This window comes from Streptomyces sp. NBC_01232, from assembly GCF_035989885.1.
Taxonomy (GTDB): domain Bacteria; phylum Actinomycetota; class Actinomycetes; order Streptomycetales; family Streptomycetaceae; genus Streptomyces.
Genome location: NZ_CP108518.1, coordinates 8,502,884 through 8,515,971, shown reverse-complemented (window position 1 = coordinate 8,515,971; position 13,088 = coordinate 8,502,884). Strand labels below are relative to the sequence as shown.

The following is a 13,088-nucleotide window of genomic DNA, read 5'->3' as shown; positions in this document are numbered from 1 at the left end:
CCTGCGCGCGCCGCGGCCCGGCCCCGCCGGCCCCGCCGGTTGTGCCGGTTGTGCCGGTTGTGCCGGTGGCAGCGGCGGGCGGGGGCGGGCGGGGCGGCGGGTCACCAGCCGATCCGTACCGACTGCGCCCCGGAGAGCTCCGCGTCGGTCTGGTAGTCGTGCTCCCGTCCGGCGGCGACCAGGCTGGGCAGCAGCAGTGCCCACAACGCCCCTACTTTCCCCTGCAGTTCCGCGTAGGACATGCCGGTGGCCGACATGGTTTCGATACCGCACGCCGCGGCCGCGACCAGGGCCTGTGCGCTCTCCCAGCGGCGGCCGGCGGCGGGCAGTTCTCCCGCGTCGCGTGCCAGCCGCAGCAGGGTGGCGACCGCCGAGAGCCAGGCCCCGTGGAAGTCGACGACCACCGGGCGTGCCCCGGCGGGCCCGCGGGGGCCCGCGCCGCCGCATTCCTTGGTGATGCGGAAACTCGCCGGGATCGCCGGTTCCTCGTGCAGGGTCCACGCCAGCCAGTGCGTGATGTCGATCAGTGCCTGCAGCGGGGAGACCCCGTCCTCGCGCAGCGCGCGCACCGCGTCGTGCAGCAGTGCGCATCCGCGCTGCTGCACGGCTTCGGCGAGTTCGTCCTTGGAGGCGAAGTGGAAGTACAGCGCTCCCTTCGTCACTCCGGCCGCGGCCGCGATCTCGCCCAGCGTCGCGTTGGCGTATCCATTGCGGTGGAACAACTCGGCCCCGGCGTAGACCAGCCGCCTCCGGGTCCGCTCCGACCTCTCCTGCACCGAGCCGTCTCCTCTCGCCCTGACAGAGCTCCGAACTCCCGGCTGCCGGACCGCTCCGGGGCCGCGGACCGCTCGCCGCGGGCCCGTGCGGCCGGGGCCGGGCCTCAGACCCGTACGAGCCGTTCGCCGCCCGGCTCCGCGTGGGCCTCGGCCAGGCTCTCCGGCCCGGCCATCAGGATCGACCGCTGCAGGCGCCGCAGTGCCACGGACGGCTCAAGTCCCAGCTCGCGCACGAGCGTCGCGCGCAGCCGCTGGTACACATCCAGTGCCTCGCCCCGGCGTCCCGACCGGTGCAGGGCGAGCATGAACTGCCCGTGCAGGTTCTCGTGGGTGCGGTACCGGGTGACCAGTACCGTCAGTTCGGCCAGCAGCTCCCGGTGGCGTCCCAGCCGCAGGTCGGCCTCGATGCGCTGGTCGAGGGCGCACAGCCGGGTCTCCTCCAGGCGCCGGGTCTCCATGTCCAGCTGGACGCCGCCCTGTACGTCGGCGAAGGCGGGCCCGGACCACAGGGACAGGGCCTCCCGCAGCAGGCGTGCGGCGCCGGGGAAGTCCCCGGCGTCCATCGCGCGGTAGCCGGTTCCCGCGAGCCGGTCGAACTCGCGCACGTCCAGGGTCCCGCCGCCGCTGCTGAGCAGGTATCCGCCGGGCAGTGTGACCAGGATGTCCTTGGCGGTCCGGCCGGCCGGCTCCCCGCCCCCTTCTGCGCTCCCACTACCGCCCTCGCCCGAAACCGAAGCAGCAGCAGCGCCCTGCTCCAGGGCGGCCGCGATCAGTGCCCGTAACTGCAGGACGTAGGTCTGCAGTGTCGTACGGGCACTGCGCGGCGGTTCGCCCGCCCACAGCTCCTCTATGAGTGCCGATACGGGCACCACCTGATCGGCATGGAGGGCCAGGAGGGCCAGGACCTGCCGGGGCTTGGGGGCGGTCGGCGTGATGGAGATCCCGTTCTCCCGCACCGCCAACGCGCCCAGTACATCGATGTCCACGCCGTACTCCCCTGTCCTTGGATGAGTCGCACAGCCAGTAGAAAACAGGACCAGCGGTTTGTCAATATCAAACCGGTCGTGCTGTTTTGACGATCCAGCACATCTGACTGACCCTCAAAAACCTACGATGAACTGGCATTTCATCTTCCCGGCCTGGGTCCGGAGCCGCTGCAGCCGGCCTCGATCGGCCCTCGACGCGGGCCACAGGAACACGGTCTGCCCCACCGGAAAGAGACCAGTCAGTCTGATTCGGTGGTCCCGGACGGCGGCACCGGGGTGCCCGCCGGCGAGCCCTGGGGCAGCAGGGCGCCCAGGGTCGCCTCCGCCGCGAGGCGCGGCAGCATCAGCGCCCAGAACCGGGTGAGGGTGTGCGGCGCGACCCACTCGCGGTCGCAGGCGCCCAGGACCTCCAGCCCCACCGTGGCGGCCACCACCCCGCGCGCCGCGTCCTCATGGGCCAGGCCGCGGGCGAGGGAGCCCTCGCGCGCCGCGGCGGCCACGGCCTCCTCGACCCACAGCCGCCACTGGCGGCGCAGGTCCGCCCCACCGCTCCAGGAGGGGTCCGCGCACAGCCCGAAGCCGGCCCGCACCACCACGTCGTGCGCGAGGAGGGCCATCAGGGCGTGCGTGGAATCGACCAGCACCTGCAGGAAGCCGCCCCCGGCGGCGGGCTGCGCCGGCCGGCCGGCGGTGACCGGGATGATCCCGCACAGCGCCCGCGCCGCCCGGTCCTCCACGGCCTGCGCGAGCGCGGTCTTGCTGGCGAAGTGGAAGTGCAGCGCCCCGGCGCTCACCCCGGCCCGGCGGCTGATCACCGAGATCGACGCGGTGACGAACCCCTCCTCGGCGAACACCTCCGCGGCCGCACGCACCAGCGCTTCCCGCGTGCGAGCGGCACGTTCCTGCTTGACCATGGAGTCTCCACAAACCGCCAACGCGGTTTGCCCAAGAGGGTATTCAGATCGTTGCGGGTCACAGTCGGCGCCGGAACCGGAGCCGTGCTCGAGTCCCGCTCGAGCCCAGTGGCCCCACCGGCCCCGCCGGCCCCTCCGCCCCCGCCCGAGCGCCCCGGTTCCCCGCCGGCCCGGATTCGGCGCCGGCCCGGATTCGGCGCCGGCCGCCGGCCGCCGGCCTCAGTTCAGGGCCGGCTCGGACTCCTGCGCCGCGCCGGGGCCCGTGCCGCGCCTCATCTCCGCGCTCACCCGCTCCCCCCGGTCGGGGGCCATGTCGAGCCGGGCGAGGACCGCGGGCGTCGAGATGCTGGGGCAGATGTGCTGGTAGACGGCGGCCACCCGCTGCTCGATGTCCGCACGGTCGCTCAGGGTCTGCGAGTAGATCTGCGCGCCCGTCCAGCAGGCGGAGAGGATCCAGGCCGTCTCGGCGGGGTCCACGTGCGGCAGCAGTTCGCCCTGCTCCTTCGCCCGCACCAGCAGGGTCCGCGTGAACTCGATCCAGCCCGGCACCGAGCCGCCGCCGAAGATGTCGCGCATGCCCGGCCCCAGGGAGAGCCGGGCACCCGCGCTGAGCATGGGCTCGCGCTTCATCCGGTACGCCAGCACCATGGCGACGTCGACGAGTTCCTGCAGCTTGCTCTCCCGGTGGGGCACCCCGCCCTCGGCGAACTGCTCGTCGAGCACGCCCTGGGCCAGCTCCTGCTTGGAGGAGAAGTGGAAGTACAGGGCGCCCTTGGTGACGCCCGCCCGGGAGAGGATGTCCGCGATGGTGGCCGCGTCGTAGCCGCGCTCGTCGAAGACCGCTGCCGCCGCCTCCAAGATCGCGCGCCGCGTACGTACCGCACGCTCCTGCCGTGCCACGGGTGCCTCCGTTGTCCATGGGTCCGTTGCCGGTGGATCCGCGTCGCGGATCCACCGCCCCATTAAAACCAACCAGAAGGTCCGATTCTTTTCAAGCAGGCCCGGTCCGGCCCCGGCGCGATCAGTCGCTCACGTGTGCCGCCGGCCCCAGCACGACCGGCAACTCCCGCAGCCCGTTGGAGATGAACGACTCCACCCGTGGCAACTCCCCCTCGCCCGCCGGGGCCAGGGCCGCCGCCGGGAACCGCTCGAAGAACCGCCGTACCGCCACGGCGCACTCCAGCCGGGCCAGGGCCGCACCCAGGCAGTGATGGGTGCCGAACCCGAAGGACAGGTGCTGCCCGCGCGTCGGGCGGGTGACGTCGAACTCCTGTGCCCGCTCCCCGTGCACGGCCGCGTCCCGCCCCGCCGAGGCGAACGACACCATGATCGGGTCGCCCTTGGGGATGACCACCCCCTCCCCCATGTCGATGTCCTCCACCGCGAACCGCAGCAGCCCGTACGAGGCCGGCGGCTCGATCCGTGCCGCTTCCTCGACCACGTCCTCCCAGGAGGCGAGCCCCTGCCGGACGAGCGCCAGCTGGCCCGGACTGCGCAGCAGTTCGTGCAGGGCCGTGCAGATGAGGTTGACGGAGGTCTCGTACCCGGCCGTGAAGAGCAGGATCAGGGTGTCGGCCAGCTCCTTCTCGCTCAGCCGCGCCCCCTGGCCCCCGCCGTCGTCACCGTCACCGTTGCCGTTGCCGTTGCTGGCGCTGCCGCTGTCGTCGCCGGCGCCGTTGTCGCGGGCCGCGATCAGCGCGCTGGTCATGTCGTCGCCGGGGTGCTCGCGCCGGTGGGCGAGCAGGTCGGCCATCGTGACGTGCAGGTCCTCCGCGTTGCGCTGCGCCTCCTCGGCCGTGATCGCCGTGTCGAAGAAGGCGTTGATGATTTTGTGCAGGGGGGCCCAGGAGTGCTCCGGGATCCCGAACAGCTCGAAGACGATCCGCGTCGGCAGCTCGTGCGCGAACTCGGTGCGCAGGTCCACCGCCTGATGGGGTGCCAGTGCGGCGAGGCGGTCGAGGAGTTTGCCCACGACCTCCTCGATCCTGGGCAGCATGCCGCCCGCGCGGCGTGCGGTGAACGCGGCGGCGGCCGGTCTGCGCAGTCTGGTGTGCTCGGCCCCGTAGGCGGTGATCATGTTCTGCACGGAGACCCAGATCGCCAGCGGCCACTCGGCTCCGACCTCCCCGTCGATCCACGCCGGCCAGTGGCGGTAGGCGTCCTTGGACACCCGCGGGTCCACCAGCAGCCTGCGTATGTCGGCGTGCCGGGCCACGGCCCAGGCGGTCACTCCGCCGGGCAGCATCACCGGCGTCGCGGGCGCCTGTTCGCGGATGAGTGCGGCCTCGGTGTGCATCTGCGCACCGGAGACGTCGATCGCAATCGGGCACTGACGGTTCATCTGGGGCTCTCCATGATGGGCGGCGGTTGTCGGCGACGGGGTGCAGCGGAGTGTCCACACCCTGTATTTCAAAACCGCCCATCCGGTTTCCAATTCACCGGCGGCGGCCCCGAGTCTGGCACGGCCCGCCCCTCATGCCAATGGTTTTCGGGGCACGGCGGGTGCCGTGTCGGCTGCCCGGGGCGGGCGCGGAGCGGGCTGGTTGAACAGTTGGCGCCTGCACCCTGTCCGACCGGCACATATGACCGGAAGGCCAGCTCTCACTTGGGGTGGGGGGCCTGCGGCCCGAGGGGGCATCGCCGTGTCGGATATCCGCTGGTCGGGGTCGTGGGGGCGTTTCCAATGGCTGTCCGGCGGCCGGTGGCGGGGATGCGCGGGCCGCATCCTGCCCCTCTGAGTACCTTGCAAACAAAACCGGAGAGTACGTATCTTGCGTCTCGCGAGCGGAACCCGTCCCATCCGTCGAACGGCTCTGCGGGAGAACTCCATGACCATGCTCACGATCGGAAAGACCGCGCCCGTCCTGCCTCTTCCTGGAGAGGGGCATCCGTGGATGCGCTGCAACGACGCCCGCTCCCTGACCACCACGGTGCCCAGGGAGTACGTCCACCGCAGCTCCCTCGCCGAGGTCTTCCTCACCGGCTGCGACCGCACCGGTGAGGACACCTTCTCCCTCACCGGGCAGTGGCCCCGCGCCCACACGTTCTTCACCAGCGCCGACGGCGCCAGCCACGACCCGGTGCAGGCCGGGGAGACCGTGCGCCAGGTGGGGCTCTACCTCTGCCACGCCGTCTACGGGGTCCCGCTCGGCCACAACGTCCTTCTGTGGAGCCTGGACTTCACGACGGCGCCGGGCGGGCTGCGCATCGGCCGCGGGCCGAGCGACCTCGAGATGACGGCGGTGTGCACGGACTTCGGCTGGAAGGGGAACCGGTTCTCCGGGTTCCTGGAGGTGGACATCCGCCGGGGCGGCGAGCTCGCCGGCACCGGCACCGCCCGCTTCAGCTGCGTCGCCCCCGCCACCTACCGGCGGCTGCGCGGCGACCGCGGTCTCATGGCGTTAACCCGGCCGCTGCCCCGCCGCACCCCCATGGCCGCCGCCTCCGCCGGCCGGCTGCTGCCCTTCGACGTGGTCCTGGCCCCCGCCGGCCGGCCGGGCCGCTGGCAGCTGAGCCCCGACCTGGACCACCCGATCCTCTTCGAGCACGCCAACGACCACCACCCCGGCATGGTCCTCGTCGAGGCCGCCCGCCAGGCCGCCTGCGGGCTCCACGCCCCCGGCGGATTCACCCCCTCGGGCGTCGCCACCGAGTTCCGCCACTACGCCGAACTCGACGCCCCCTGCTGGATCGACGCCACCGTCCTGTCCCCGGGCCGGGTGGAGGTCACCGGCCACCAGGAGGGCCGTACCGTCTTCCGCTCCACGGTGACCGGCGCCGCCTGAAGAGACCCCGCCCACCCCGCGGCGTACTGCCGCCGCACCCGCCGCCCCGCACCCGCCCGCTTGGACCCGCCGCCCCGCACCCGCCGCCCTGCACCCGCCGCCCTGCACCCGCTGCGCTCCCCCGCGGCCGGGAGCCGGCGGCGCGGGCGGCGGGGCGGGGACCGTACGGCGTGGCGGGGGTGCGCCATGGCGGGGGCCGGGGGCTGCGGGCCGGCTCCTGTGCGGGCGGCCGGTGCTGTCACACGGCGGCCGGGGCCCCGCCGCCGCCCCGGTACCAGGGGGCGCAGCGGGCGAACGCCTCGGGGAAGGGCGGCCCCGGTGATGCCTTCAGCCCCGCCCACAGCCGCCCGCTGTCGTACCAGTGGTCCACCGCGAGCAGCCTCAGCCGCCGGCGCAGCGCCGGATCCGTCCCGCCCGTGCCGCCCAGCAGTTCCAGTGCCCGGGGGATGTCCACGTCCCCCGCCGGCAGCGGCAGGGCCAGCTCCCGCGTGACGGTCTCCACGAGTTCGCGTGCGGTGACCGGCTCGGGATGACCGGCGTGCAGTACACCTGCCGGGGCGTCCTCCTCGCGTACGGCCAGCTCGGCCAGCGCGCCGGCGAGGGCGTCCACCGACGTCAGGGACATCCGGGCCCGGCCGCCGTCCACCCAGTGCGGCAGCCCGGCCAGCAACTGCAGCAGCGAGGGCACCACCCAGCGGTCGCCCCGCCCGTACACCAGGTGCGGCCGCAGGACCGTACCGCCGGCCGCGAGCACCAGCCGTTCGCCGGCGAGCCGGGTCACGCTGGTCACCGAGGCGGGCTGTTCGGGGAGTTCGCCCTCGGCGGCGCCGCGGTGGGCGCCGTCCCCGTACACGGCCGCCGTGCCCAGCTGCACGATGCGCCGTACCCCGGCCCGCCGTGCCTCCGCGAGCAGTGCCCGGGTGCCGTCCACGTTCACGGCCCGGCACTCCCGCAGGGTTCCCCCGATGCGTGAGGCCAGGTGCAGCACCGTGGTGACGTCCTCGCAGAGCCCGCGCAGCGATGCGGCCCGCGCCAGGTCGCCCCGTACGGTGTCGGCCCCCGGCGGTGCGCTGGCCTCGTGGACCAGCGCCCGTACGGGCACGCCCGCCGCCAACAGGCGTTCCACGACGGGGGATCCGGCGAACCCGGCGGCGCCGGTCACCAGTACGATCCGGTTCTCTCTCTTCATCACGCGGCCCATTCCACCGTGTTACGGTCGCGCGGTGACGCTGGGAACGGATAAATCTCTGCTGGCGGGCAAATCGGCGCTGATCACGGGCGCGAGCTCCGGCATCGGGGCGGCCGCTGCCCGCGTGTTCTGCCGGGAGGGCGCCTCGGTGACCCTGGTGGCGCGCCGGGAGGCCCAACTCGCGGCGCTCACCGCGGAACTGCGCGCCGCCGGCCACCGGGCCCAGTACGTGGTCGCGGACGTGACCCGCACCGAGGACGTGGCGCGGGCGGTCAAGGAGGCCGTCAGCGTCTACGGCCGCCTGGACGCGGCGTTCAACAATGCGGGCATCGGTGCGCAGCCGGCGCCGATGCACCTGCTGGACGAGGAGACGTACGACAGTGTCATGGACACCAACGTGCGGGGTGTCTGGAACTGCATGCGTCACGAGATACGCGCGATGCTGGCGACCGGCGGCGGCGCGATCGTGAACAACAGCAGCACGGCCGGCCTGGTGGCCACGCCGGTGACGGCGGCCTACATCGCGTCCAAGCATGCGGTGCTGGGCCTGACCAAGGCTGCCGCCTGCGAGTACGCCGCCCAGGGCATCCGGGTGAACGCGATCGCCCCGGGCTCCACCCGCAGCGAGATGATCGACGCCTGGCTCCGGGAGAACCCGGCGATGGAGGAGGTCCTGCTGGCCTCGGCGCCGCTCCCGCGGATCGCCGCACCCGCGGAGATCGCCGAGTCGGCGGCCTGGCTGTGCAGCGACCGTGCCTCCTTCGTCCTGGGCACCACGCTCTCGGTCGACGGCGGCTGGACCACCCGCTGACCACCCCGGTTCGCGGCAGGTGGTGTCCGGTCAGGCGTGGTGCCGGGTCAGGTGTGGTGCCGGGTCAGGTGTCGTGCCGGGTCAGGCGTGGTGCCGGGTCAGGTGGGCGAAGGCGGTGCGGGCGAGGACGTCCAGGGCCTCGGGTGTCGCTCCGGGGGCGAGGGCACGGAAGGACGCGGCGAAGGCGTCCGACTGCGTGCACAGGGTCCGCACCTCCAGGGCCTGGGTCAGGCGCGGTATCACCTCGTGGAAGCAGTAGGGGTGCTCGGATTCGATGAAGGCCTCGAGGCTCTCCTCGTAGGAGGCGTGCTCGCCGTCGTAGGCCCAGCCGTCCAGCGACAGCAGCAGCGGCCACTGGGCCCGCACCTCCCAGGCGGTGAGCGGTACGTCCTCGTAGGAGGGGTCCCCTTCGCGGTCCGCGAGGCGCAGCAGCAGGGCCAGCCCGGTCATGAACTGCGGCAGGCTGTCCGCTCCGGCGGCCGCCGTCCAGGTGCGGCGGGTATCGGGCGGGCAGGTCGCGAAGAACTCCTGGGTGAACGCCGTTGCCAGGTAGTCCAGTTGTGAGGCGAGCGAGCGCAGGGAGCCGCGCCAGGCGGTGTCCCAGTGGTTGGCCCGCATCGTCCGCCTGAACCGCAGGACCTCCCACTCCAGCGGGTCGGTCCCGCCCGCGGCGAGGCCGACCAGGTGCGCGATCGGTCCGCTGGTGAACATGCCTTCCGGGTGCAGTGCCATGCTCCCTCTCCCCCTTCGTCGTTGCGGGTCCATCCAACCCCCTTGCGGACGGCGGGGGCGGCCCGGGGCGGGCGGCGGCAGTGGGGGTGGCGGGGGCAGTAGGGGTGGTGGTGGTGGTGGGGGTGGTGGCGGGGACAACCGGCCGGCCCGGTTCCGCGTCCTTGCCGTGGAGAGCCGTCTCCGGGCCACCGGTGCGGGAGAAGGACCAGACCTGGAGGGCGTCATCGGCACGTTCACCCCTGACCGGCCCGATGCGGGCGCACGGCCCCGCAGGACGGCCGGAACCGGCAGGGTGCTGCTGGGCTGCCTGGCGGGGATCGTACTGACCGCCGTGGCCCTGACCGTGGCGTGGTGGCCGCGGACGGAGGTGACGTACCGCAGCACCGCGCCCGCGGAGCCGGTGTACGACGACCGGTCACCGCACTACCTGGGGCTGGTGCACGAGCAGACCCTGTCCGGGCGGCAGTCCTACCGGATGGTTGTCGGCAGGTACCCCGGGGTGGCCTACGGGCACTGGGTGGACGTCGAGACCGCGTGGGGGGCGCAGGGCATCGAGTCCACCACGTGGACGGAGGCCGGTGTGCGCGTCCGCTTCCGCACCGGTCACGAGGTCTTCGTGCCGGCCCGTTTCTTCCTGCACGGCAGATGAGACCGCGCGGCCGTCACACGGCCGTCGCCCCGCGGGCGGGCCGGTCGGGCCTCGCGCAGCGGGCCGGTGGCGTGACGGCTGCGCGGGCGGCGGGGGGCCGGGCGGGCGGGTGCCGTCGGCGCGTTCGCGGCGGCGGGCGGTCCGCGGCACGGCTGGTGCGCAGAGCGGGCCCACGGGCGACGTCGATGGCCAGGGCCGCGGAAGGGGTACTCCTTCGCCGCCGCCACCTGCAACGGCGCCAGGACCCGCACCGGTGGCCAGGGGCGGCGGTGAGGAACGCCGGCGTGCCCGCCCCTACCAGGTCCCCGTTGCGGCCCGCCGCCGTATCCGGCAGGGGTGCCTGAACGGCGGCCACGAGCAGGACCGGAGGCAGGACCAGAGGCAGGGCCATGGGCAGGGCACACGGCCGGGCCGGTGCCGGGAACGCGAGGGCCGGGGACAGCAGCTCAGCGCGAGGTTGCCGGTGTCGCCCCGGCCGGCCGCACCCTCGGCGCCGCAGGGCGGCAGGGCGGCAGGGCGGCAGGGCGGCAGGGCGGCAGGGCGGCAGGGCGGCAGGGCGGCAGGGCGGCAGGGCAAGGTTCCCGGCGGTGCGGGAGCCGGTGAACACCACCACCCCCCTCGGCCCGTAGGAGCCGGTGGGATACACCGGCACTGTGGTGGCCGGTGGCCGCCGCCGTCATCCGGTGACGGGCCGCGGGCCGGGAACGGGGGCGGGGGGCGGTCGAGGGGGTGCGGGTTCTGCGGGCGCGTACCACTGTGGTTGCAGCCGGACGCTCCCCTCGGCGGTAGGGGACATCAGCTCCCGGCGGGCCGCCAGGGGCGGCGGCCGGCGGCTGCGTTGCCGGCGTTGCCGCCCGTTCCGCAAGACCGTGACGCAGGAGCGCCGCATGCTGACCCGTTTGGCCGATGACAACCGCAGGCGAGTGGTGTGGGGCATATCCCTGCTGCTGATCGCGGTCACCGCGCTCCTGGGAAGCGCACCCGGCAGCGCCGGAGCAGCCCGGGCCGCAGGGGGCGGCGGGGTTTCGGGGGGCGGCGCGGTGCCCGTTCCGGTGCTGTCCTGGGGGCCCTGCGACGGGGCGGGCGACGGCTTCGGGTGTGCGACCGCCCGGGTGCCCCTGGACTACCGCCGCCCCGCCGGCCCCGCCCTCTCCCTCGCGGTCACCCGCCGGCCCGCTGCCGGCCCGGCGCACCGCACCGGTGTGCTGGTGCTGCACCCCGGCGGGCCCGGCAACTCCGGGGTGAACTTCGCCCGCAGCAGCTACGGGGCACTGCCCGCCTCCCTGCGTGACGCCTTCGACGTCGTCGGGTACGACATGCGCGGGGTGGCGCGCAGCGGGCAGGTGGAGTGCTGGAACGACCAGGAGTACACGGCGGCCGTCGACGGTGCGCGCGGTGTGCCCGGTCCGGGGGCCGTGCAGGAGGCGGTGCGCCAGGGCCTCGACTTCGCCCGGGCCTGCCGGGAACGCTCCGGGGACCTGGTGCCGTTCATCGGTACCGGGTCGAACGCCAGGGACATCGACCTGCTGCGCCGGGCCCTGGGCGAGGAGACGCTGTCCTTCTACGGGCGTTCCTTCGGCAGTTACGTCGGTACCGTGTACGCGGCGCAGTTCCCGCGGCGGGTGCGGGCCATGGTGCTGGACGGGGGCTACGATCCGCGCCGCTATGCGGATGTGCCGTACGCCTACGACGGCGGGCAGTTCGCCGCGCTGGACGCGGCGGTCGGCCGGTTCCTGAACTGGTGCGGGCACGACGCGGCCGTCTGCGGGTTCGGGGAGGGCCGGCCGCGGCAGGCCTTCGAGCAGCTGAAGCGGGATCTGGACGCCGATCCGGTGATCACGGCGAGCGGGCGCCCGGCCACCGGGTACACGCTGGCCTACCGGCTGATGTTCAGCATCAACTCGGGCAGGGAGATCTGGCCCGATCTGGGGCAGGCGCTGAAGGCGGCCCAGGAACGGCGGGGTTCGTTCCTGCTGTCGCCGCCCTCGCCCGCGTCGTTCGACTTCCTCAGCGTCAACACGGCCGTGGAGTGCGCCGACCGCCTCTATCCGGGCAGCCGGCTGCTGCTGGGCGCGACGGTCGGCGCCGAGGCCGCCGCGGCCCCGCTGCTGGGACCGCCCATCGGGCTGGGGCCGCCGGCCTACGACCACAACCACGCGCCCGCCTGCGCCCAGTGGCCGGCCCAACGGCCGAGCCGGTTCACAGGCTCCTACCGGGCGGCCGGGTCCGCCCCGATCCTGGTGCTGGGCACGACCGGGGACCCGGACACCCCCTACCGGGACGCGGTGGCCCTGGCCGGGACGCTGGAGGGCGGGCGGCTGCTGACGTTCGCCGGTGAGGGGCACACCGCCTACAACCGGAGCGCGTGTGTCAGCGCGCTGGTCACCGACTACCTCGCCACGCTGGCGCTGCCCGCGCGGGGCACCGTGTGTGCGGACGAGGCCGGCCCGGAGCCGGCGGGCCGTCGCACCACCGGCATCGAGGCCGACGAGACACAGGATGTGATCCCTGCCCTGCGCTGAGCCGGCGGCGCGTTGTCACACCCAGGTGTAGTTCTCGTCGGTGACGGCCTCCAGGGCAGTGTGGGCGGGGGCTGCGCGGGGGTCGGGCAGGGCCGCGAGGGCGGGCCCGATCGGCGGGAAGAGGGGCAGAGCGGCCGTCCTGCGGTAGTCGACCCACTCGATGACACCGGTCTCGATGCTGCCGTCGGGGAGTTCGTCCTGCTCGAACTCCGCGAGGGTGGCACGGATTTGGGGGGTGATGTGGAGGCGGTGGATCAGGTGGAGCTTGCGCGGCGGCGGGGTGGGGCCGGGGCGGGTGACCCGCTGGTCGACGACCCACAGCAGGTCGCCGCCCTCGGCCTGCTCCGCGTCGAGGCCGAGTTCCTCGGCGAGTTCCCGGTGCAGGGCCTGCCGCAGGTCCTCCCCGTCCTCGACGTTGCCGCCGGGCGGCGTGTAGTGGGTGGACCGGGCACGGTCACGGCGGATCAGGGCGACGTCGTTGCCGCAGAACACCAGCGCCCCGGCCCGGATCCTGATCCGCGAGAACGGGACACCCGCATGGTCACCAGTACCAGTCATGACCACCAGTATCACCGACCACCGCCCACCGCCGCCGCAGCCGGGGGCGGCGGTGGGGGGCGGCAGCGGCCGCCCGCGTACGGCCGGCTCCCATGCCCGCAGGGCCCGGCAGGGCTCAAGCACGCGGACGTGCCGGGCAGCACGCCCCGGACGTCCCGGACCCGAC

At 74.0% G+C, this 13,088-nt stretch carries 12 protein-coding genes; 4 read left to right on the top strand and 8 right to left on the bottom strand.

Features of this window, described 5'->3' with window-relative positions:
* Window positions 1-101 precede the first annotated feature (101 nt).
* From OG444_RS39145 to OG444_RS39125, 5 genes are all read right to left on the bottom strand, one after another.
* On the bottom strand, window positions 102-776 hold the full coding sequence (locus tag OG444_RS39145) for a ScbR family autoregulator-binding transcription factor (RefSeq protein ID WP_327260175.1): 675 nt from the start codon (window positions 774-776) through the stop codon (window positions 102-104).
* Between the two features lie 104 nt (window positions 777-880).
* Window positions 881-1,762: an AfsR/SARP family transcriptional regulator gene (locus OG444_RS39140; protein ID WP_327260176.1), complete on the bottom strand. Its 882-nt coding sequence runs from the start codon at window positions 1,760-1,762 to the stop codon at window positions 881-883.
* 239 nt (window positions 1,763-2,001) lie between these two features.
* Window positions 2,002-2,676: a ScbR family autoregulator-binding transcription factor gene (locus tag OG444_RS39135; RefSeq protein WP_327260177.1), complete on the bottom strand. Its 675-nt coding sequence runs from the start codon at window positions 2,674-2,676 to the stop codon at window positions 2,002-2,004.
* 219 nt (window positions 2,677-2,895) lie between these two features.
* A complete protein-coding gene (locus OG444_RS39130; protein WP_327260178.1) occupies window positions 2,896-3,576 on the bottom strand; it encodes a ScbR family autoregulator-binding transcription factor in 681 nt (226 codons plus the stop codon).
* Window positions 3,577-3,697: 121 nt separating this feature from the next.
* The gene (locus OG444_RS39125; RefSeq protein WP_327260179.1) at window positions 3,698-5,017 is read right to left on the bottom strand and encodes a cytochrome P450 family protein; all 1,320 of its coding nucleotides are present in this window, start codon (window positions 5,015-5,017) and stop codon (window positions 3,698-3,700) included.
* 487 nt (window positions 5,018-5,504) lie between these two features.
* Between OG444_RS39125 and OG444_RS39120 the strand changes: the two genes are divergently transcribed.
* Entirely contained in the window at window positions 5,505-6,461 is a 957-nt protein-coding gene (locus tag OG444_RS39120; protein ID WP_327260180.1) for a ScbA/BarX family gamma-butyrolactone biosynthesis protein, read from the top strand.
* A gap of 238 nt (window positions 6,462-6,699) precedes the next feature.
* Here OG444_RS39120 and OG444_RS39115 read toward each other — a convergent pair whose 3' ends face one another.
* Entirely contained in the window at window positions 6,700-7,650 is a 951-nt protein-coding gene (locus OG444_RS39115) for an NAD-dependent epimerase/dehydratase family protein (RefSeq protein ID WP_327266621.1), read from the bottom strand.
* A 34-nt stretch (window positions 7,651-7,684) separates the two neighbouring features.
* Between OG444_RS39115 and OG444_RS39110 the strand changes: the two genes are divergently transcribed.
* Window positions 7,685-8,461 (top strand): glucose 1-dehydrogenase, encoded by a 777-nt coding sequence (locus tag OG444_RS39110; protein WP_327260181.1) that lies wholly within the window; start codon window positions 7,685-7,687, stop codon window positions 8,459-8,461.
* Window positions 8,462-8,542: 81 nt separating this feature from the next.
* Here the strand turns inward: OG444_RS39110 and OG444_RS39105 are convergent, their stop codons facing one another.
* Complete coding sequence (locus OG444_RS39105) at window positions 8,543-9,193, bottom strand: hypothetical protein (RefSeq protein ID WP_327260182.1); 651 nt, start codon at window positions 9,191-9,193, stop codon at window positions 8,543-8,545.
* Between the two features lie 166 nt (window positions 9,194-9,359).
* Here OG444_RS39105 and OG444_RS39100 point away from each other — a divergent pair, with 166 nt between their 5' ends.
* A complete protein-coding gene (locus tag OG444_RS39100) occupies window positions 9,360-9,842 on the top strand; it encodes a hypothetical protein (RefSeq protein WP_327260183.1) in 483 nt (160 codons plus the stop codon).
* A gap of 887 nt (window positions 9,843-10,729) precedes the next feature.
* On the top strand, window positions 10,730-12,364 hold the full coding sequence (locus OG444_RS39095) for an alpha/beta hydrolase (protein ID WP_327260184.1): 1,635 nt from the start codon (window positions 10,730-10,732) through the stop codon (window positions 12,362-12,364).
* A gap of 15 nt (window positions 12,365-12,379) precedes the next feature.
* Here OG444_RS39095 and OG444_RS39090 read toward each other — a convergent pair whose 3' ends face one another.
* Window positions 12,380-12,922 (bottom strand): NUDIX domain-containing protein, encoded by a 543-nt coding sequence (locus tag OG444_RS39090; RefSeq protein WP_327260185.1) that lies wholly within the window; start codon window positions 12,920-12,922, stop codon window positions 12,380-12,382.
* Between the last annotated feature and the right edge of the window lie 166 nt (window positions 12,923-13,088).